Origin of the sequence: Methylocapsa polymorpha (genome assembly GCF_045689225.1) — a bacterium.
Taxonomy (GTDB): domain Bacteria; phylum Pseudomonadota; class Alphaproteobacteria; order Rhizobiales; family Beijerinckiaceae; genus Methylocapsa; species Methylocapsa polymorpha.
In genome coordinates this window covers 288817-307636 of sequence record NZ_CP136862.1, presented here as the reverse complement: position 1 = coordinate 307636, position 18820 = coordinate 288817, and the positions used below count along the sequence as shown (strand labels likewise).

Sequence of the window (18820 nt, the reverse complement as noted above, 5' to 3'; positions counted from 1 at the left end):
CTCCAGCTTGCCGCGATGCGCGCTCGGTGTGGATTTTGATTTTGAAGCCTCATTGAAATCGGAATGGAACCGATGGCCTCCGGTCGCGATTTCGCATGGTGACTCCAACGGGGAGCAAGACCATGCCTCCATGTTTCTTCTTTTTCTGTATGATGATCGCGCCGACGCCGGGCATCGTTCCCGATGGAGCGGGCGGATATGTGCCAATCACCAACAGCCGAGTCCTGCCGGATGGCTCGCTCAGGCCCTATTATCCGCCAATTGACGGCCCATATTTCGGCGAGGCGACGGAGATCCTGATTGACCCGCCGGTCGAGCCCTTGCCAGACTATTGGGTTGAGCCGGTTGTCCCGCCCGTCATGCGACGCTGAGCGTTTCTCGGCGGTGGTGGCCGCGGCTTACAGCGTCTTCAAGAATCCGGCGAAGCGCATCAGTCCCTCGGGCCAGGGGCCATGGCCGCTTTCGCTGTTGATATGGCCGGAAAGGCCGGCGTCGACCAACTCCGCGCCCAAGGCGAATGCAAGGGCCTCGCTCTCGTCGTAAGGCGCGAAAGGGTCGTCGCGGCTGGCGATCACGATGGCCGGGAAGGGGAGCCGCTCAATCTCATGAGCGGCGAAGGCGGGATCGACCGTATCGAGGCCGGCTAGAACCTTGGCGGAAGGCGGCGCGACGAGAAAGGCGCCTTTCACCTTTTCTCCAAGCAATGGCGCCGCATGGGCGACCGCCAGCGCGCCGAGACTGTGGGCGACAAGGATCGCCGGCCGCGCCGCGCGCTTCGTCTCTTCGACGATGCGGTTGCGCCAGGCTTCGAGCTCCGGCCTGTTCCAGTTGGCTTGCGCGACGAGGCGCGCCGTCGGCAGCTTGGCCTCCCAGCGGCTCTGCCAATGATCAGGTCCCGAACCGCCGAGCCCGGGTATGACGAGGATTTCTGCCTCGGACGTGCGCATGGCGTAAGGCCTCGCGGCTCAGGCCGGGACCGGCGCCGCCAGCGGCTTGCGCTGCGCCAGATCGCGCGCGAGCGCCTCGACAAAAGTGTCGTAGAGCCTGGCCTCGACCGCCTCGAACTCTTTCGACCGCGTCGGAAAGCCAGGGTCGCCGGCCTGGAGCCAGGCTTCGACCTCGGCGAGATGCCTAATTTCCTCGGCGAGAAGGCCGTCGAGCTTGCGGGCGATTTCCGAAGCCCCGAGCGCTTGCTTATAGACGCCGTAAACATCGAGCGCGCGGCGCTCGATGAGCCAGGTCACATAGCAATAGACGAGCTTGGCGCGCTCCGCCTCTGGCAGAGCGGAGAAGGCCTCGTCGCAGGCGCCGTCGAGCTCCTGAAAATAGGCCTCGGCCTCCTCGCCGCAGAGCATAGTTTCGGGCGCGTAGGAATCGAAGCTGAGACCGCCCAGCTTGACCGCGAGCTTCTTGAGGCCGAGCGCATGCCGGCCCTCCTCGAGGGCGTGGTTCAAGACTGCGGCGGACAGGGCCTCGGCCCTTTGGCTCTTCACGATCTTGCGAAAGCCGACATATTCCAGGAACGAAAAAGTATTCAGCCATTTTGCATGAAGGATCGGGTCCGCGACGATGGCGGCAATCGAATTCCCAATGCGATCTTGTGCGTGCATATAAGGTCTCTTTCCGTGCTGCGCTCAAGAGCGCCTTGATTTTTAAGCGTTATCTCGAATACGCGTCATCGTGATTTCAACATGATGATGAACGCGAGGACGCCAAGAAACCACCAGATAATCGGGAGGACGGCTAGCTGATCGTGGTCCATGGCTCAATCCTCTTGCGGGCGCCTTTGGAGCAGGAGGATCAACTTAACGCATCAGCTCTTTCCCCGCTAACGGGATCTGTTCATAGCCTCAGCCGAACACGCGCTTGAAGATGACATCCACATTCTTCAAGTGATAGCCGAGGTCGAAAAGCTCTTCGAGCTCTTCGCCGGTCAAGGCCTTGCTCACGTCCTTGTCGTTTTTCAAAAGCGTCAGGAAATCGCCTTCGCCGCGCCAGACCGGCATGGCGTTGCGCTGGACGAAAGCGTAGGCGTCCTCGCGGCTGACGCCTTTCTGGGTCAGGGCGAGCAGCACCCGCTGCGAATGAATGAGGCCGCCGAGCCGGTCCAGATTTTTCTCCATATTGGCCGGATAGATAATGAGCTTGTCGATCACATTGGCGAGGCGGGCGAGCGCGAAATCCAGCGTGATCGTGGCGTCAGGTCCGATCATCCGCTCGACCGAGGAATGCGAAATGTCGCGCTCATGCCAAAGCGCGACATTCTCCATCGCCGGCAGCGCCATGCCGCGCACGAGGCGGGCGAGCCCGGTTATGTTTTCGGTGAGGACGGGATTGCGCTTATGCGGCATGGCGGAGGAGCCTTTTTGGCCCTCGCTGAAAAACTCTTCCGCCTCGAGCACTTCGGTGCGCTGCAAATGCCTGATCTCGGTCGCGAGCCGCTCCATCGAGGAGGCGATGACGCCTAGCGTCGCGAAAAACATCGCATGGCGGTCGCGGGGGATGATCTGGGTCGAGGCCGGCTCGACGGAAAGGCCGAGCTTTTCCGCCACATGCGCTTCCACGCGCGGGTCGATATTGGCGTAGGTGCCGACGGCGCCCGAGATCGCGCAGGTTGCGATCTCTTTCCGGGCATTGACGAGGCGTTCGCGGGCGCGGGAAAATTCCGCATAGGCCTGGGCGAGCTTGAGCCCGAAGGTCACGGGCTCCGCATGAATGCCATGCGAGCGGCCGATGGTCGGGGTCAGCTTGTGCTCGAAGGCGCGGCGTTTTAGCGCCGCGAGCAAGGCGTCTATATCGGCGATGAGAATGTCGGACGCGCGGGAGAGCTGCACCGCGAAACATGTGTCGAGCACGTCGGAGGAGGTCATGCCCTGGTGAACGAAGCGCGAGTCGGGGCCGATGAATTCGGCGAGATGAGTCAGGAAAGCGATGACGTCATGCTTCGTGACCTTCTCGATCTCGTCGATCCGCGCGACGTCGAAGGTAACATGGCCCGCCTTTTCCCAGATCGCCTTCGCCGATTCCTTTGGGATGACGCCGATCTCCGCCAAAGCGTCGCAAGCGTAGGCCTCGATCTCGAACCAGATGCGAAACCGCGTTTGCGCCTCCCAGACGGCGGTCATTTCGGGGCGGGCGTAACGCGGGATCATGAGGCGGGCTCGTGGGAGGGAAGATGGGGCGAGGCCTAACACGCCGGCGCGGCCGGGGCAAAAGGCGCGGCCGTCTGGCAATGGTTCAGTTTGAAGTTCCGCTGCGGGTTGAGAGCAGAGATTAGCCCAAGATTTCTACACACTATAGGTGGCTGATATGTAAGGAACTACAGGCGAGGCGGGCAACAGAGCGCTATCGTCGGCCTTTAACCCTGAACTGTCATTTTGGAAGTGGTCGCCCTGACCTCGGCTAACCTCGTTTTTCAAATATTACCTTCCCAGGGCCGTTGGAGCCCGGAAATTGCCATCCCATGTGCGTGACTGTGGTGACAATCTCGCATGCCAACTCTGCGACGGCTTGCTGCGTTTGTTCCAAGAAGGGTGTGTCGATGGGCGTGTCCCATATCATTTTTTGTTTGTTTACAAAGAAAGGAAGTGACTTTCCGTCTTTCTCCGGCAATCGCCACGAGCCGTGACATAGGACATTCCGGATTGCCGAAGCCCTCCGAAGTTCATCCAGCAGTTTTTCGAGATTCTCGATGGTGGCTGCGGAGTTATTACGGACAGCCTTACCGTATGCCTCGATTAAGTGGCCCAAAGGATCAATTATAGCTCTTTCAAGAGTCGGTAGCCATCTTTGGTAGGCGGCGTCAATTTCATTTTCTTTGTGTAGAGTTGTCGCGGTGAATGAAAAAATTGCTTTTCCCAAGACTTCCTCAAGGAAGCCAAACGTTGCGATGGTCCGACCAAGATTCTCCCAAAATATCGGACTGTGGCGATGAGTGGGGAATAGAGGTGGTAGCTTCTTCAAATCGACAACGAATCTCCTTTCCTTGCCGGCATCTTTCATTGCGACATCTCCCGATCAGTAACACTTAGACGATAACGGAAGGAGTTGTGAAAGACCGCTCATGGCGCGTTCTTGCCGTCGAGCGGTTGCCCAAAATGGTTCTCGTCGTGTGTCCCTTAATTCTTGAATTTGGCACATCGGGGAACGCCCGCTTCGGCTCGAAATCCGAAATTCAAATAGAGAGACAGCCGACGATGCCGGCCCCAATCGTGCGGCGCGGAAATTATCGCGCTTTATTCGGGATCGTGTCCTTCTCGGCTTTCAGACGCTCCACTTCAGCGCGGATCGGCGCGTAGGGCCCGTATTTATGTCGCGCCTCGCTGAACCCATCCGCGTAGGGCCCATAGGCCGCATCGACGGGCTTATCCAGCAGGTTTGGAAAATCATGATCGAGCCCTGCCTTATGCGGCCGCTCTTGCGATTCGACATAGGCCGCCACATCCCAGGCCTCTTCGACTGAGAGCATCGGGTCCAGATAATCGCTTCCATGCGGCATGTTGGAATGGACGAAATTCGCCAGCATGATGAGCCTCGCCATGCCCGCGCCGGTGTTGAAACTGTCGCGTCCCCAGAGCGGCGGGACGGCATAGCCGAGGATCATCGCTTGCGGGCTGCGCGGAACGCCGGCGCCATTGGTATTGTGGCAGTCGAGGCAGGCGCGCTCATAGATCAGCTTGCCGCGCGCGGGATCGGCGGCCCGATCGAGCTCCGGCATCTTGCCAGCCCCGAGCCCCGGAACTTGCTCGCCGGGCGAGACGCCCGAGGAAAGGAATTTGACATAGGCGACCAGCGCCTCCATTTCCGGAGACTTCGCGGGAAGCGGCCGGCCGTTCATGCTGCGCGTCATGCAGGAATTGAGACGGTCCTCGATCGAAATATCCGCGCCGACCCGCGCGCTATATTTGGGAAAGTCCCCATAGATCCCAAAAAGAGCCAATCCGAATTTCTTGGTTCCCGCTTCGAGATGGCAATTGCCGCAAGCGAGATTATTGCCCGCCAGGCGTTTGGCCGGGTCTTGGACCTCGGGGCCGATATAAGCGAAGGTCGCGAGGATGAGGTCGCGCCCGCGCCGCACTTGGCGGCCATGCGCGTCATCCGGCAGCGCGCTGATGTCCGGGTCCGTCCAGACCGGGGAGTTTTGCGGCGCTTTTTCTTCGGCGATGGCCGGCGCCGACAGGAGGCCGCCGAGGATCGCAAAGGCCACAACGCGCTTCGCGAAGATGGTCTTGAGCATTCGAGCTTCCTCCCGCCGCGATGAGACTTTCGAGCCGATCTTATTTCGAGCCGATCTTGCCTGGGGCGGGCGTCTTCCGCGCCGGCGATCCCGCCGCCGGCCGAAGCGATAAATGATTCCTCTGAAAACGTCGCGAACTTCTTTCAGATCTCCAATGCAATTCTACGCGATTATCCCGGCAGCCGCGTCCCGCTTGATGGAGACAGGAGCGCTGCGGTCGTTAATGAATCAACCCCGCTCGAATCGCTTTGCTGATAGCGTGGGAGCGATTGAGCGCCTTCAATTTATGGCAGGCCGATTCAAGATGCGTCTTGACCGTCTCAGCGGAGATGCGCATCAAAATCGCCGTGTCCTTGACCGTCTTTCCCTCGGCGGCCCATTCAAGCGTCTCGATTTCACGCTTGGTGACGACGTCGAGATCATGCGGCCGTTCTCTCGCATGAATCTTATTGGCGATATTGCTGTTGGCGGGGCTTAGCTCATCGATATGCGCCATCAGTTTTGCGCTTGCCGTCCGCAGGTCTTCGTTGAGCGATTCGAGCTCGTCCCTCGACGCTTCCGGCCGTTTGTTCGCGGAGTGCAACTTCTCATGGATCGAGGATATTTCCTCGATCGCCTTCAGCATGTCGCCGAGGCGATAAGGCTTCGGGAGGAAGATGCTATCTTCGACCTCCATTCCCTGCTGAGGGGAAAATCCGCTCGTGTAGATCACCGGCAGATTCGGACGTCGGCATCTCGCCATATCGGCCAGAACCCACCCATCGACCCGGCCCGGCATTCTGATGTCGGTGAGCAAAAGGTCTATCTGCGGCATTTTCGGCAGGATATATGAAGCTTGATCTCCATTTTCGGCCGTGACCACCTGGAATCCTGCGTCTTCGAGTTCGAGGACGAGCGCGTCCTTCACCAAGGCTTCATCCTCGACGACGAGAATTACCTGCTTGTTCGGCATGCTCAGGCTTTCAAAATAATTAAGAACTGAGTTAATACTTTTGGACAAAAATCAATTTAGCAGTTCAATAAAACCATGGACAACGTTCAGGCTAAGACTGAGATTAAGCTCAAGAGCAAGATCGGAGCATTCAGCGTATTTAGCGTAAATAATTTATCAAAATTACTACTTTGCAAGCTGGACCTGAAACAATTTTTGCACCAATGATCTACAGCTCTGGCGCTATTTTTCCTGCCTCTACGCGTCAAAATATAGTCCGCACGCACGAACCCCTATCTTCCAGGTCCGTGATCTGAGCTCAATTCAGGCTCCAAGCGGCTCTCTTGGCGACAGGGCCGCATAGCCGAAAGGTTGGCTGCGTGTTTGGCGTCGGCCCTTTCACGCGCTTAAAGATGGCGATCTTTCTGTCATATGGAAGCCCGTTTCCCACGGATTCGCGGGACACGGATCTCGGCCAACTGGATGAGACATCGCGCCCTTGGATTTGTGCTTCTTCCGGGGATGCGGGCTAATTCGGGCGCGCTCGGTCAGTTCCGCTTTTTCGTCGCGAACTTGCGCCGCCAGCTCGGCAGGGCGCTTGGAATCGGCATGGCCGCGATCTCCCAGACGGCGCGGGCGATCTCGATCTTGTCGCGAAGAGTCGGAGCGCGCCGCGCCGGTCGCGGCGGCGAAGATCGCATCGTCCTCCATCGCCGTATGGGCTAAGCGCAGCTCATGCGCCATGTCGTCCCCAAGCGCTGGTCTGGCATGACCCCATACCCATACATGGCTGATAACAGCAAAAATAAAATTTAAAAAAATTGGCGCGCCTTTAAAAAAGAGCGCGCCATAGAAGATTAAGTTTAGCGAATCAGATTCGGATCTTCGCGAACCAATTCGTAAGTTGGTCCAGTTTCGCATTGATTACACGGCGGAAACTTGTGCCCTTTCACCATTTTTACTTCATGCGGCTGTTTGTGGTCTTTATCATGGATGGCCTTGTAGATCCCCGTAGTTGTACAAGGTTCGCCCTTCTTCGGCATCGTTATGCTCCTAAGTAGAATACCTTACCTGTCTTCATTCTTATCGTCATCTTTCACGGCTCTTGGAGCGTCGCGCCGGAATGATGCGGCCCCTTTCGTCTCCCTCAAAGGATGAGTGCCGTACCGCTCAGGTCCTCGATAGCGCCAAGCCGCTGCTTATGCGGAGACGAGGGCTATGACGTTGCGTGTCTGCGCTTCTTCCTCGAAACCGTCGCGGCACGTTCATTATTGTGAATAAGAGCAATCGCAAAGTGTTTTTTCCAGTTCTGGCGCGAACTGAAGAAGCGAGGCGAATTACCTGGGAACCCGCCATTCAAAATGGGAACGCGGACGCTCAGTTGAGCTCACGTATCAGGAAAGGTTAGTTCGAACTCATCAAGCTTCCCATCAAACGCAAAACGGCCCCGAAATCTGGAATGCTGTTCTCGCTGCATGATCTGCGTAGACCTGCCAAACGCTTCGCTGCGTTGATTCCACAAATTGCGCTGCCGCCATCAGCAGAACCGGTTTCGCCAGCTCGGGGGCGCGCCCGAGAAGGGCAGGGAGGTCGCCTCAAAAACCGCCCGCGCGATGGCTCGGGCGAGACAATCGGCGGCGCGCATGCCGACCTCTATCTTGTCGCTAAGCGACGGAATCTTGTCGGCTGCGCCGGTAGCGGCGGCAAAGACCGTATCGCCATCCATCGCCGCATGGCTCGGGCGCAGCGCGTGAGCCATGCCGTCATGGGCAATGATGGCGAGGCGCTTCGTTTCGGCCTTGGTCAACGCCGCGTCGGTTGCGACGATAGCGATGGTGGTGTTTTCCGCCGCTTGGCTTTTAATGTGAAAATCGAGCGCGTCCGCCGGCCACGGCGAAGGCCAGCCGAGGCCGGCGAACTCGCCATTTTTTTCGTAGGGCGCGGCCCAGAAATGCGGACCATCGCCAATTGTGGCGCGTCCCACCGCATTCACGGCGACGAGGGCGCCGACGGTGAAGCCGTTCGAGGTGGCGTCGCTCGCCGAGCCGAGGCCGCCTTTCAGATTGGCGGTGGTCGCCCCATAGCCCGCGCCGACGCTGCCGAGCGCAAATTCCGTCGCCGCTGCTGCTGCGGCGTGGCGGCCGAGACGCCAATAGAGGGGTTCGGCGCCGAAATTCTTGTCGCCGCCGTTGAGCAGATCGAAGAGGACGGCGCCCGGCGCGATCGGGACATTGACGTCGCGGACCGGAAAGCCGCGGCCGTTCTCGCGCAGGAATGCGACGACGCCGCCCATGGAATCGAGCCCATAGACGGAGCCGCCCGAGAGGACCAAGGCGTCGATCCGTTCGACGATCATCTCGGGTTCGAGCAGGCCTGTGTCGCGCAGGCCCGGGGCGCCGCCATGGACCGCGATCGAGGCGATGGCGGGCGCATCGAAAATAAGCGCGGTGACGCCGGAGCCGAGTTTTTCGTCCTGCGCGTGGCCAACGCGAAGGCCAGGGATGTCGGTGATAAGATTTTTCATGAAAGCCCCAGCGCAAATGGAACGGACGCTCCTTGCAACTATCGAAACTCCGCCCTGCGAGGTCAATGGCCGCAGCCCGGCCGCGGCGCGCCTTCCCAATTTGCCGGCGCCCCGCGTCTGACAATTTGTCGCAGCCTCATTGAACGCATTTCCGGAGCCGGCGCTGCGCGCGAGAGGCGAAAGCCATGCTTCTCCGAGCTCTTTTGCGCTTGCGAAGCCACGAAAGCTCTCAATGCTTTAATACTGACGCAGAAAATAAGAATATAATACGATATTATATAGCGCTCTGCATTTGAGATCTTTATAGCGATCTACGGCGCCGGTATAGGCTCAGCCTGACATGTGCATCGCACAAACATTGTGCGATCTTATCGAGCCGCGCAGTGTATTTCTACAGGGCTGACTTGACCTCGACTTCCGCACATGCTTATCGTCGCCGCGCTTTGCATTATCACAGCATCGGGATCGGCGACCGGTCCCATCGCGAACCCATAAACAAAAATCGGCGGGTCACATGATACGTGAATTTCAATATCGCGGCGAAACATTCAGGGTGAATTATCACGGCGCGCATGGGCATGAGGAAGTCTTCATCATCCACATGATCGATGGCGAAGAATGGGGAGAAATCTCGATCGACCGCATGACCGAAGAGAATGACACCGACGCGCCGATAGAAGATATCTGCGTGCAGCTCTGCGACCGCCTGATTATCGAGCGCGAGATCAATTGCGCCCATCCCGACGCGGGCTTCACCTGGGTCCAAGGCAATGTCCTCGTGCAAGTGCATGACGGCATCCAGGATCGTCATTGATTTGATTTGAAAGCTATTGGCGAGGGGCGCGGCGGACTAGAGCATGTTCTCATCGAAAAAGTTGATCGACTTTTTCGATGAGAACATGCTCCAACTCTTTGAATTTGAGCGATTCCTTTTCGATCAGATCATTCGATCTGATCGGGAAGCGCTCTAGCGCCGCCGCTCTATTCGCCTCCGCATCCCTCGATGCGGAGAGGCGCGCCCGTTGCCCTTACGAGGCGCTGAAGCGATTGACGACCTCATGCGTGAGCCGTCCCCCTTCCGCAAGGAAACGGTTGATGACGGCTTGCGCGTTCGGCGTGCAGACGCGATAGGACCTTTCGTAACCGCGAAAGCTTCGGTTGAAGGTTCCGGCCAGCCGCTCTTTCCTGAACGTGGTCTTCGCTTCAGCTTCGAGAAGCGCTTGCATCCTTGCGCGCCATTCGGCTGAATCGCCCGATCCGCAGAGTTCGTCGAGATAGCTCAGGGCGCCCAGAATCTCGGCGAGCCTCAGAACCTGCGCCTCATAAGGCGGCGGCGGCGGCTCGGAGGCCGGCGTCTCGGGACCTGGCGCGGGCGGCTCCGCCGGCTTGGCTTCCGGTGATTTTGGCTTGGCATGGGCGCTCTTGGCCGAAGCGCTTTTGGCGTGCGGCCTAGAATGCGCTGATTTGTGAGTTTGCTGCGCCTGCGCCGGGGGAGCCAGGATCAAGGCGACGGCGATGGCGCCCGAAATAGCGCGAAGCGACAGATCGGGGATCGTTTTGCCGCGCCGATCGCCAGGCGAGGCTTCTTGTCGGGTTTGCCGCCGAAAAAAATTCAAGGCGCGCCTCAAAGGTTCGAACTCAGCAAAACTTCCGCCGACGCAATGACGTCGGCGACATGAGGCGTGCACGCAAATTGCGGCAGGCTCGCGGGCGCTGTCCAGACGATTTCGCCCGCTTCCGGCCCTGGCTCGCCGGCGCCGGCGATCCATTCGCCGACAAAGGACGCGATCACATAATGGCGCAAAACTTTGCCGGCGCCGTCTCGATCGATCCATTCAACATGCCGGTTGAATCCGACGATGCGAGCCTCAACCCGAACCTCCTCGCGCAATTCGCGCAATGCGGCCTCCTCCAAACTTTCGCCGGCCTCGACCAGTCCGCCCGGAAGCGAAAAGGCGCCCGCACAGGGCGGCCGCGTGCGCGCGGCGAGAAGAACTCGGCCGGCTCGGAAGACGGCTATGCTTACCGCCAGCATAGGATAGGGCGGATAGATCCGCTCCGAGCGCCACCGTGGTTCAACGGCGGAGATGGGATCGTCAAACGTCACGGATAAAGCCGCTCCTTGCGCCAAGCTTCGTCAGGCGCTTGCCGACGAAATACGATCCGGTCGTGCAATCGGAACGCCCCGTCCGACCAGAACTCCAGGTAAAGCGGCGCGATCCGATAGCCGGTCCAATAGGGTGGACGAGGAATTTCGCCGAAAGCGAATTTCGCCGCAAATTTCGCGACGGCGGACTCGAGGGCGAAGCGGCTTTCGAGCGGACGCGACTGCTGGCTCGCCCAGGCCCCGATGCGGCTCTGCAAAGGCCGGCTCGCGAAATAGGCGTCAGCCTCCGCGTCGGCGACGCGCGTCACGGTCCCCCGCAAGCGAACCTGCCGCCGCAGCGATTTCCAATGTAGGACAGCAGCTGCTTTCATGTTGGTGCGAAGCTCTTCGCCCTTGGCGCTTTCGGCGTTGCTGTAGAAGACGAACCCGCCGGGCTCGGCGGATTTGAGCAGCACCATCCGCACATTCGGCAATCCGTCCGCGTCGACCGTTGCGAGCGCCATCGCATTCGGATCGTTCGGCTCGCTCTTTTGGGCCGCCTCGAACCATGACGCAAATAATTCATATGGCTCGGTCGCGTCAGTGAAGTCACGCCCCGTTAACTTGTTCAAGCGTACATCTCCAGGAGGGTAAACTTTTTGTGAGCGGCTGGTTCGTGACTGAAAAACTGTTACGCCACGATCGTCGATATAAGTCCGGCGGCGGGCCTTTTACAGAAAAAAAGAACAGGGCGGACAGGAGCTTCGATGGATGGGCCTTGGGCCTCGGCGCGCCTTGCATGGCGGCGGCGGGCCTTGCCGTAACGCTCGCCGGCTGCTCCTTCTCGATGCCGATCGCCACCCTGGCGTCCTCGACGTCGAGCGAGGACGCAACCGGCTCAATTCAGAAATCCTCTCTCGAACATCAGCTCGACCCCGAGGATTGGCGCCGGGCCAAGGCCGCCCTCGCGACGGCCCTCGATCCGCAGGGCAATGGCTCAGTGGTCGGCTGGGACAACCCGGAGTCGGGCAACAAGGGGTCCTTCACGCCCGTTGGCAAAGCCTATCCCGCGAATGAACGGATCTGCCGCATCTTTGTCAGCCAGATCGAACGTAAGGGCAATGAGCAATCGATGCGGGGAACCGCCTGCACGGAGAAGGGGGGAGATTGGACGATCGCCGAAGTTGCGCCCTCAAAGAAAATCTAGAGCAAGGCCCAATAAATCCGCATCGAAAGTTGCCTCTCAGGTTTCTGATTGAACGTGACCTGATTGCAATTGGCGTGGCTTTCCCTATCGTGCCCAGAGCGCCTCGAATTCGGTTTTCGCCGCGCCGCGGCGAATAAGCGTCGGAAGCCTTGCGCCAGGCGGGCGGATCCCCCAAATTCCGCGGTGAGACATTGGCGCTGGCGCCGGTGAATGGGCGAGCGCGGGAGTGGGCTCATCGATGCGTGATCCATATACGGTTCTAGGGGTTCAGAAATCGGCCGATATGGCCGAGATCAAGAAGGCTTTTCGTAAGCTCGCGAAAAAATATCATCCCGACCAAAGCAAGGAGCCCAAGGCGAAGGAGAAATTCGCCGAGGTCAGCGCCGCCTATGAGATCGTGGGCGACGAGAAAAAGCGCGCCGCCTTCGACCGCGGCGAAATCGACGCCGAGGGCAAACCGCGGTTTCAAGGGTTCGAGGGGTTTAGCGCGGGCGGCCCAGGCCAGGGTCGCCGCACCCATGCCGGCGCCGGCCCCGGTTTCGAGCACTTCGAATTCAACCCTGGAGGACGCCCAGGCGCCCAGGGGTTCGACGCCAGCGATCTTTTCGCCGATCTTTTTGCCGCCGGCCGCAAAGGCGGAGCGCGCGGGCCAAGCGCGCCGCCGCGCGGCGAGGATGTGAACGCCACGGTGACTGTCGGCCTCGCCGAGGCGGTAAAGGGCGCGACCGTCCGAGTCGCCTTGCCGACCGGCCGCACCTTGGAGGTCTCGGTGCCGGCCGGCATCGAGGATGGCAAGCAGATCCGCCTCAAGCGTCAAGGCCAGCCGAGCCCGTTCGGCGGCGAGCCAGGGGATGCGATGGTGACGGTGCGCATCGCCAAGCATCCCTATTTCCGCGTCGATGGGCGCGACTTGAGGCTCGATCTGCCGGTGACCCTCTACGAGGCCGTGCTCGGCGCCAAGGTCAATGTGCCGACGCTCGACGCGACGGTGGAGCTCGCCGTTCCAGCGGGCTCGAACGGGGGCCGGACTCTGCGCTTGCGCGGAAAGGGGCTGCCGCAGCCGCATGGGCCCGCGGGCGATCTGCTGGTGACCTTGCGGATTGTCCTGCCGGACGAGCCCGACGCCGAACTCACGAGCCTGATGCGCAAATGGGAAAGCCAGAAGCCCTATAATCCACGCGGCGACATGGCGTGAGCCTTCCGGCGCATTTTTCGCGGAACTGGACACGGTCCGACTGAAAATGCTTTAGAGCATTCTTAGGCGCGTCGAGAGTCCGGCGGGACGGCTTGAGCGAGCGCCTCGGCAGCCGCCGGGCGCGCCTTCCGGTCGATGGCGAGCAGTCGCGAGCAAAGGACGGCGATGCGACATCTGATCGTCGAAGAGCCTTATTCCACGACGGCTTTGCTGAGCTGGCGCCTGGCGGCGTTTTCCGTGGCCGTCGCGCTCGTGGGCGTCGTCGTCGCGCGCGGCGGGCTCGATCCGCCGGCGACGCTCGCGGTTCTGGCTGGCTCGGTTGGCGTCGCCTTCGCCGCGATCTTGAGCGCACTCGTGGCCTTCGTCGTTATTTGGCGCAGCGGGCGCAAGGGCGCGGGGCAGGCCGCCGCGGGGCTTTTCGTCGCGCTTCTGCTTTTGGCCTATCCGGCCTATCTCGTCGAGAAGGTGGCTCGTCTGCCACGCCTCGTCGATCTATCGACGGATATTGTCGATCCGCCGGTTTTCTCATTGTCGCGGCAGGCGCTGGCGGCGCGCGGCGGATTCACGCCGCCCAATGTCTCCGTGCAGATGCGCAAGCGGCAGTTGCAGGTCTATCCGCAAGTTCAGCCGATCCTGCTCGATCTCGACGCGCCGGAGGCCTACCAGTCCATATTGAAGGCGATCGTTGCGAGCGGCTGGCGAATTGTCGATCAGAAGCCTCCAGGCGGCCGCTCCGGTCTCGGTCATATCGATGCGATCGCGCGCAGCCTGATCCTCGGCTTCCCTTGCGACATTACCTTGAGGATTCGTCCGCTCGCCGGTCAGACGCGCGTCGATCTTCGCTCCGTCTCCCGTTTCGCTCTTTCCGATTTCGGCGCCAATCAACGCAATGTCGAAATATTCGAAGCGGCTCTGACGGCCGAGGTCGACAAAGCCGATCAGGCCGGGAGATAGACCGCCCCGAGCGTCGCCGGCGCTTCGACCTTGACGAGCCCGCGTTCGACGAGATCCTCGAGATGGGCGAAGACCGATAAGGCCGCCGCCATGCGCAGGGCGGGGTCGAGGCCTTCATAGACATGCGCGACGATAGCCGCGATCGTCCTGTCGCCCGCCGCGAGACGCGACAGGATCGACGCTTCGCGAACCCGCCGGTGTTGCGCGAGGGCGCGCGCATAGCGCTGCGGCTCCGTCACGGGGCCGCCGTGCCCCGGCCAATAGATTTTGTCTTCCCTCGCACGCAGCTTTTCGAGCGACGCCATATAATGGCGCATCGCGCCATCGGGCGGCGTCACGACGGAGGTCGACCAAGCCATGACATGGTCGCCCGAAAATAGCGCGTCCTCCTGCAAAAGCGCGAAAGCTTGATGGTTCATCGTGTGGCCGGGCGTCTCAACGCAGGCGAGCGTGAATTCGGCGGTCCCGACCGTATCGCCCTCAGACATGACCGCATCGGGCGCGTGGTCCAAATCATTCGCCGCGTCGAGCCGGCCGATCTCTCCTTCCAAGCGGTCGCGCGCCAAGCGATATGGCGCACAGCCGAGAATTCTTGCGCCGGTCGCGGCCTTCAGCGCGCGCGCGCCCGGCGAATGATCCCTATGCGTGTGGGTGACTAGAATGGCGGTTATGGTTTCGCCGCGCAGGGCGTCGAGCAGCGCCGCGATGTGGCTGGGCTCGTCGGGACCCGGATCGATGACCGCCGCCTGCCCATTGCCGACGACATAGGTGCAGGTTCCGGTGAATGTCATCGGTCCGGCGTTGCCGGCGACCATCCGGCGCACCAGGGGCGAAAGCCGGACGAGCTCGCCGGGGCGGCCCTCAAAGGAGCGGTTGAAGGAGATCTCTTCAGGCTGCGGCTTTGCGTTCATGCGAGATTCCCGCGAGCTCGCTCTGGACCAGACGGCAAAGCTCGGAAGCGCGTTTTCAGATGCTTTTCCTGACTCGCAAGGTTGGATCAATTTTTGCCCCGACGCCTGCTCGGGAAAGCAGGGCGCGGCCTCAACCGGCGATGGGAACCGCGCCGATCGAGGCCGGCGCTTCGCCATCGCGGTAGCGTCGCCACATGATCTCGTAAAGCCCTTCTATGTCGCGCGTATAGGCTTCGATGTCGAAAAGCGGCGTCGTCAGCCGGTTGGCGGCAAGCTTGGCTTTGACGGTCGCGAGGCGGGTCGGATTGGTCGCGAATTCATAGGCCAGATCGAAATAGGCGTCGAGATCGGTCGCGATCAGCTCGCTGAGCCCGATCGCGCTCAAAATGCTTCCCGCGACGCGCGAGGGAAAAGTATCGCCGGAGCAGGTGACGAGCGGCACGCTCGCCCATAGCGCGTCGCTGGCGGTCGTGTGCGCATTATAGGGCGAAGTGTCGAGAACGAGGTCGGCGAGCTGGAGACGGCCCAAGTGATCGATTTGCGGCAAATCCTCAGCGAAGACCAGCCGGTCCGCCGTGACGCCGCGCGAGAACGCCTCGTTCTTCAAATTGCCCTCGGCTTTGTCGTTCTTCAGGAGCCAGAGGACGCTATCCGGCGCTTCCAGCAGCAGACGGCACCACACGTCGAATATTTCCGGAGTGATCTTATAGGCCTGATTGAAGCAGCAAAACACAAAGCCCGACTCGGGCAGGCCGACGTCAGCTCGCGTCGGCGCCTTGCCGATCAGCCCCTTGCGGCCATGCGGCTGATAGGAATGAGGCAGATAGGCGAAAGATTCGCTGTAATCCTTGGCGCTCGCCGCCGGAGTGAGGAAGCCGTCGGTGACGATATAATCGCACATGGTCGTCCCGAGCGTGCCGGGATAGCCGAGAAAATTCACCTGGACCGGCGCGGGGCCGAACATAAGGATCGCCGTGCGCGTGTGCTGCGTATAGCCCTTGAGGTCGATGAGGACGTCGATGCCGTTGGCGTGGATCGCGCGCGCCGCGTCAATGTTCGAGAGGGGTTCGATATTGATGAAATGGTCGAACGCGGCCTCGAGCCGCGGCCGCATGCTTTTTCCGTCGTCAGCGCCATAGGAATAGGCGAACAGCTCGAAACGCGCGCGATCATGCGCTTCGAGCATTTCGACGAGCAGCAGCGAAGTCGCGTGTTCGTGAAAGTCGCAGGAAAGATAGCCGATCCGGATTTTTGGCCGCGCGGCCGGGTCGAACGTGAAGGCGAGGGCGGCGCGATCGTCGGCGCAGGCCGCCTGCCGGTCTCTCATCCAGAGTTCGGAGCAATCGCGTTGTTCGCCTGCGCTGACGCCGGACATGGCGAGCAGCAGGAAAGGCGAGACCTTCCCAGATTCGCCTCGCGCAAGCTTGGCGCGCAAGCCCTCGCGCAGGTCGCCGAGCCCAGACCATTCGCACATGTCGCGGCTTTCGAGATGAAGCTTCATGACATCCTTTGAACGCGGCGATAAGCCTCGGCGCGACGCGCTGGAGCATGATCCCGAAAATGGAAACCGATTCCGCACGAAGCGGATGGAGCAGGAAAACAGACCGGTGCGCGGCTAAATGGTGGCGCGATCGATCGTCGGTAAATTGGCGTCGGGGCGCCTTGTCCTGCCCGTTCGAGGATCGCGTGGATCGCGAGAGAAGTTAAGCAAAAATCGGGCCGTAATGGGGACCGGAATAAAGTGCGATCATTCGCATTAGTGAAAGTTGCGGCCCTTCGGCAGGATGCGTTCTATGTCTGCGGCGGAAGCGCGCGAGACGGGCGTCTCCCCTTCGACGAAGCGCAGCGCGCCTGTTTGGCAAATATTTAAAGCGAAGGGAATGCGATGGCTTCGCCGGAACAGCTGCCACCTCTGTCGCTGCCGGTTATCGGCGCGCCGCTTTTCATCATCTCAAATCCTGATCTCGTAATCGCGCAATGCACGAACGGCGTGATCGGGGCCTTTCCCGCGCTCAACGCGCGCCCCATGCAGGCGCTCGACGATTGGCTCAGCCGGATCACATCTGAGCTCGCCGCGTTCAAAGCGGCGCATCCGCAAGCCGAAGTCGCGCCTTTCGCGGTCAATCAGATCATTCACGCATCGAACGACAGGCTCGCGCATGATCTCCACCTTTGCGCCAAGCATAGAGTTCCGATCATCATCACGAGCCTTTCCGCGCCGAACGAAGTCGCGCCGCGCGTCCACGCCTGGGGCGGGCTTGTCTTTCACGACGTGATCAGCGTCCGCCATGCGAAGAAGGCGATTGAGGCCGGCGTCGATGGGCTCATCCTCGTCTGCGCCGGCGCCGGCGGCCATGCCGGAACGCTTTCGCCTTTCGCTCTGGTCGAGGAGATCCGCAAATTCTGGCAAGGCCCGATTGCGTTGGCTGGAGCCATAACGACGGGGCGCGGGGTTCTCGCGGCGCGCGCGCTCGGCGCCGATTTCGCCTATGTCGGCACGCGCTTCATCGCCACGCAGGAAGCCAACGCCGACCAGCGCTACAAGCAGATGATTGTCGAGAGCGACGCCTCGGGGATTATTTATACACCCTACTTTACCGGCGTTCCCGGCAATTATCTGCGCCAAAGCGTGACTGACGCGGGACTCGATCCCGATCATCTGCCTGAGCGCGGCAAGACTATGAGCTTCGAGCAGAGCAAAGCGGCGGAGGCGGCCAAGGCCTGGCGCGACATCTATGGCGCCGGGCAGGGCGTCGGCGCGATCGAGGACATTCCGCCGGCGGCGGAGGTCATCGCCAGGATGCGCAGCGAGTATTTTTCCGCGAAACAGGATCTTTTTCGCGCGTGAGGCGCCTGGAGCATTTTCAAGCGATGCGCGTCGGGTCCTGCGCGTGGCGGCAAGGCTCGCCTCAGGCGGGATCGACCGTCAAGCCCGGCCAATCGACCACAAAGGCGTGAACCGGGGTTGGGATGTTCTTCACGGTCTGCTCGCCGAGGTCGCGGAAGATGACCGAGACCTTGTTGACCACCGCTTCATGCACGGCGCGCGAGATGCAAATCCCGCCGGGGGCGGCGAGGCTTTCGAGCCGTGCCGCGAGATTGACGCCATCGCCGAGAAGCTCGCCCTGGCGCTCGACCACGTCCGCGATGGTGATTCCGATTCGGAACTGCAGCCATCGATCCGGCGGATAAGCGAGATTATGGGTGCGCAGCACTTCCTGGATGTCGATCGCGGCGCGCATCGCCTCGACGGCCGAACTAAACTCGGACATCACCGAATCGCCGGCGGTATTGAAGACCCGTCCGCCATAGCGGTCGACGAAATCGTCGAAAACCTCACGATAGTTTGAAAGGAGGCGCAGCGTCTCCTCTTCATTATCGGCGACGAGCCGCGAGTAGAACGCGACATCGGCGGCCATGATGGCTGCGATCTTACGCGTTATCTTGCTTGCGGTTCGAAAGCCCCTGCGCGGCTTGGGGCTCGGGGCGACGCGGTTGGAGTGGCGAAGAACCGTGTGGATTCGGACGGTTCCCACATTGCGATCCCGCAGCTGCCGGGTAAGCGCCAGGCCGTCCTCGCCGGGCTCGTTGAAATCGAACACAAGAAGATCGTTTGGCGGAGCGGCGACAAGGGGGCCTGGCTCGGGGCCGCGTTCGCTGTTCGCGACCCGGAATCCATGCAGCGTCAAATATTTTTCGATGATTTCGCCGATCCCTGATTCGTCATCGACGATGAGGATGTGCACCTGGTCCGCCATTCGGGTTAATCGCCCCTA

The 18820-nt window shown here is 60.7% G+C and carries 19 protein-coding genes and 2 pseudogenes; 6 read left to right on the top strand and 15 right to left on the bottom strand.

Annotated features, from left to right (window positions below; all coding sequences use genetic code 11):
• Positions 1 to 122 precede the first annotated feature (122 nt).
• Positions 123 to 371 carry a hypothetical protein gene (locus RZS28_RS01590; RefSeq protein WP_407339475.1) on the top strand — a complete coding sequence of 83 codons (249 nt, stop codon included), beginning with the start codon at positions 123 to 125 and terminating at the stop codon, positions 369 to 371.
• Between the two features lie 27 nt (positions 372 to 398).
• Here the strand turns inward: RZS28_RS01590 and RZS28_RS01585 are convergent, their stop codons facing one another.
• The 8 genes from RZS28_RS01585 to RZS28_RS01550 all read right to left on the bottom strand — a co-directional run bounded on the left by RZS28_RS01585 (position 399) and on the right by RZS28_RS01550 (position 8691).
• Positions 399 to 947, bottom strand: a complete 549-nt coding sequence (locus RZS28_RS01585; protein WP_407339474.1) for an RBBP9/YdeN family alpha/beta hydrolase — start codon at positions 945 to 947, stop codon at positions 399 to 401.
• 18 nt (positions 948 to 965) lie between these two features.
• The gene (locus RZS28_RS01580) at positions 966 to 1610 is read right to left on the bottom strand and encodes a ferritin-like domain-containing protein (RefSeq protein WP_407339473.1); all 645 of its coding nucleotides are present in this window, start codon (positions 1608 to 1610) and stop codon (positions 966 to 968) included.
• A 240-nt stretch (positions 1611 to 1850) separates the two neighbouring features.
• Entirely contained in the window at positions 1851 to 3152 is a 1302-nt protein-coding gene (purB, locus tag RZS28_RS01575) for an adenylosuccinate lyase (protein WP_407339472.1), read from the bottom strand.
• A gap of 250 nt (positions 3153 to 3402) precedes the next feature.
• A complete protein-coding gene (locus RZS28_RS01570) occupies positions 3403 to 4002 on the bottom strand; it encodes a hypothetical protein (RefSeq protein ID WP_407339471.1) in 600 nt (199 codons plus the stop codon).
• Between the two features lie 223 nt (positions 4003 to 4225).
• Entirely contained in the window at positions 4226 to 5236 is a 1011-nt protein-coding gene (locus tag RZS28_RS01565; RefSeq protein ID WP_407339470.1) for a c-type cytochrome, read from the bottom strand.
• 220 nt (positions 5237 to 5456) lie between these two features.
• Positions 5457 to 6188 (bottom strand): DNA-binding response regulator, encoded by a 732-nt coding sequence (locus RZS28_RS01560; protein ID WP_407339469.1) that lies wholly within the window; start codon positions 6186 to 6188, stop codon positions 5457 to 5459.
• 378 nt (positions 6189 to 6566) lie between these two features.
• Complete coding sequence (locus tag RZS28_RS01555; RefSeq protein ID WP_407339468.1) at positions 6567 to 7088, bottom strand: hypothetical protein; 522 nt, start codon at positions 7086 to 7088, stop codon at positions 6567 to 6569.
• A 616-nt stretch (positions 7089 to 7704) separates the two neighbouring features.
• Positions 7705 to 8691 carry a P1 family peptidase gene (locus RZS28_RS01550; protein WP_407339467.1) on the bottom strand — a complete coding sequence of 329 codons (987 nt, stop codon included), beginning with the start codon at positions 8689 to 8691 and terminating at the stop codon, positions 7705 to 7707.
• Positions 8692 to 9205: 514 nt separating this feature from the next.
• On the opposite strand from RZS28_RS01550, the gene RZS28_RS01545 reads away from it, so the two are divergent.
• A complete protein-coding gene (locus tag RZS28_RS01545) occupies positions 9206 to 9505 on the top strand; it encodes a hypothetical protein (protein ID WP_407339466.1) in 300 nt (99 codons plus the stop codon).
• 214 nt (positions 9506 to 9719) lie between these two features.
• Here the strand turns inward: RZS28_RS01545 and RZS28_RS01540 are convergent, their stop codons facing one another.
• Genes RZS28_RS01540 through pdxH form a run of 3 tightly spaced genes read right to left on the bottom strand, consistent with a single transcriptional unit; the run spans position 9720 to position 11409 of the window.
• Positions 9720 to 10307, bottom strand: a complete 588-nt coding sequence (locus RZS28_RS01540) for a TIGR02301 family protein (protein WP_407339465.1) — start codon at positions 10305 to 10307, stop codon at positions 9720 to 9722.
• An 8-nt stretch (positions 10308 to 10315) separates the two neighbouring features.
• Positions 10316 to 10798, bottom strand: coding sequence for an NUDIX hydrolase (locus RZS28_RS01535; protein WP_407339464.1), 483 nt, complete (start codon positions 10796 to 10798; stop codon positions 10316 to 10318).
• Entirely contained in the window at positions 10795 to 11409 is a 615-nt protein-coding gene (pdxH, locus tag RZS28_RS01530) for a pyridoxamine 5'-phosphate oxidase (RefSeq protein ID WP_407339463.1), read from the bottom strand. The genes RZS28_RS01535 and pdxH overlap by 4 nt, the downstream gene beginning before the upstream one ends.
• Before the next feature lie 44 nt (positions 11410 to 11453).
• On the opposite strand from pdxH, the gene RZS28_RS01525 reads away from it, so the two are divergent.
• From RZS28_RS01525 to RZS28_RS01515, 3 genes are all read left to right on the top strand, one after another.
• A complete protein-coding gene (locus RZS28_RS01525) occupies positions 11454 to 11984 on the top strand; it encodes an RT0821/Lpp0805 family surface protein (protein ID WP_407339462.1) in 531 nt (176 codons plus the stop codon).
• Between the two features lie 238 nt (positions 11985 to 12222).
• A complete protein-coding gene (locus RZS28_RS01520; RefSeq protein WP_407339461.1) occupies positions 12223 to 13179 on the top strand; it encodes a DnaJ C-terminal domain-containing protein in 957 nt (318 codons plus the stop codon).
• Positions 13180 to 13344: 165 nt separating this feature from the next.
• Positions 13345 to 14133, top strand: coding sequence for a DUF1499 domain-containing protein (locus tag RZS28_RS01515; RefSeq protein WP_407339460.1), 789 nt, complete (start codon positions 13345 to 13347; stop codon positions 14131 to 14133).
• Here the strand turns inward: RZS28_RS01515 and RZS28_RS01510 are convergent.
• Both RZS28_RS01510 and RZS28_RS01505 read right to left on the bottom strand, forming a co-directional pair.
• The gene (locus RZS28_RS01510) at positions 14118 to 15044 is read right to left on the bottom strand and encodes an MBL fold metallo-hydrolase (RefSeq protein ID WP_407339459.1); all 927 of its coding nucleotides are present in this window, start codon (positions 15042 to 15044) and stop codon (positions 14118 to 14120) included. The genes RZS28_RS01515 and RZS28_RS01510 overlap by 16 nt on opposite strands.
• A 130-nt stretch (positions 15045 to 15174) precedes the next feature.
• Complete coding sequence (locus RZS28_RS01505; protein WP_407339458.1) at positions 15175 to 16545, bottom strand: UDP-N-acetylglucosamine-peptide N-acetylglucosaminyltransferase; 1371 nt, start codon at positions 16543 to 16545, stop codon at positions 15175 to 15177.
• A 384-nt stretch (positions 16546 to 16929) separates the two neighbouring features.
• On the opposite strand from RZS28_RS01505, the gene RZS28_RS01500 reads away from it, so the two are divergent.
• A complete protein-coding gene (locus RZS28_RS01500; protein ID WP_407339457.1) occupies positions 16930 to 17892 on the top strand; it encodes an NAD(P)H-dependent flavin oxidoreductase in 963 nt (320 codons plus the stop codon).
• A gap of 94 nt (positions 17893 to 17986) precedes the next feature.
• Here the strand turns inward: RZS28_RS01500 and RZS28_RS01495 are convergent.
• A pseudogene (locus RZS28_RS01495) lies at positions 17987 to 18487 on the bottom strand (adenylate/guanylate cyclase domain-containing protein); the annotation flags it as partial.
• 135 nt (positions 18488 to 18622) lie between these two features.
• Positions 18623 to 18802 (bottom strand): annotated as a pseudogene (locus tag RZS28_RS01490) (DNA-binding response regulator); the annotation flags it as partial.
• Positions 18803 to 18820 lie beyond the last annotated feature (18 nt).

What these genes read in the sequence shown, in the direction of transcription:
- RZS28_RS01510 (WP_407339459.1), bottom strand. Translation starts at nt 15,044, where the DNA reads ATGAACGCAAAGCCGCAGCCTGAAGAGATCTCCTTCAACCGCTCCTTT.
- RZS28_RS01585 (WP_407339474.1), bottom strand. Translation starts at nt 947, where the DNA reads ATGCGCACGTCCGAGGCAGAAATCCTCGTCATACCCGGGCTCGGCGGT.
- RZS28_RS01570 (WP_407339471.1), bottom strand. Translation starts at nt 4,002, where the DNA reads ATGAAAGATGCCGGCAAGGAAAGGAGATTCGTTGTCGATTTGAAGAAG.
- RZS28_RS01555 (WP_407339468.1), bottom strand. Translation starts at nt 7,088, where the DNA reads ATGCGAAACTGGACCAACTTACGAATTGGTTCGCGAAGATCCGAATCT.
- RZS28_RS01515 (WP_407339460.1), top strand. Translation starts at nt 13,345, where the DNA reads ATGCGACATCTGATCGTCGAAGAGCCTTATTCCACGACGGCTTTGCTG.
- RZS28_RS01580 (WP_407339473.1), bottom strand. Translation starts at nt 1,610, where the DNA reads ATGCACGCACAAGATCGCATTGGGAATTCGATTGCCGCCATCGTCGCG.
- purB (WP_407339472.1), bottom strand. Translation starts at nt 3,152, where the DNA reads ATGATCCCGCGTTACGCCCGCCCCGAAATGACCGCCGTCTGGGAGGCG.
- RZS28_RS01550 (WP_407339467.1), bottom strand. Translation starts at nt 8,691, where the DNA reads ATGAAAAATCTTATCACCGACATCCCTGGCCTTCGCGTTGGCCACGCG.
- RZS28_RS01545 (WP_407339466.1), top strand. Translation starts at nt 9,206, where the DNA reads ATGATACGTGAATTTCAATATCGCGGCGAAACATTCAGGGTGAATTAT.
- RZS28_RS01500 (WP_407339457.1), top strand. Translation starts at nt 16,930, where the DNA reads ATGGCTTCGCCGGAACAGCTGCCACCTCTGTCGCTGCCGGTTATCGGC.
- RZS28_RS01565 (WP_407339470.1), bottom strand. Translation starts at nt 5,236, where the DNA reads ATGCTCAAGACCATCTTCGCGAAGCGCGTTGTGGCCTTTGCGATCCTC.
- RZS28_RS01520 (WP_407339461.1), top strand. Translation starts at nt 12,223, where the DNA reads ATGCGTGATCCATATACGGTTCTAGGGGTTCAGAAATCGGCCGATATG.
- RZS28_RS01505 (WP_407339458.1), bottom strand. Translation starts at nt 16,545, where the DNA reads ATGAAGCTTCATCTCGAAAGCCGCGACATGTGCGAATGGTCTGGGCTC.
- RZS28_RS01590 (WP_407339475.1), top strand. Translation starts at nt 123, where the DNA reads ATGCCTCCATGTTTCTTCTTTTTCTGTATGATGATCGCGCCGACGCCG.
- RZS28_RS01560 (WP_407339469.1), bottom strand. Translation starts at nt 6,188, where the DNA reads ATGCCGAACAAGCAGGTAATTCTCGTCGTCGAGGATGAAGCCTTGGTG.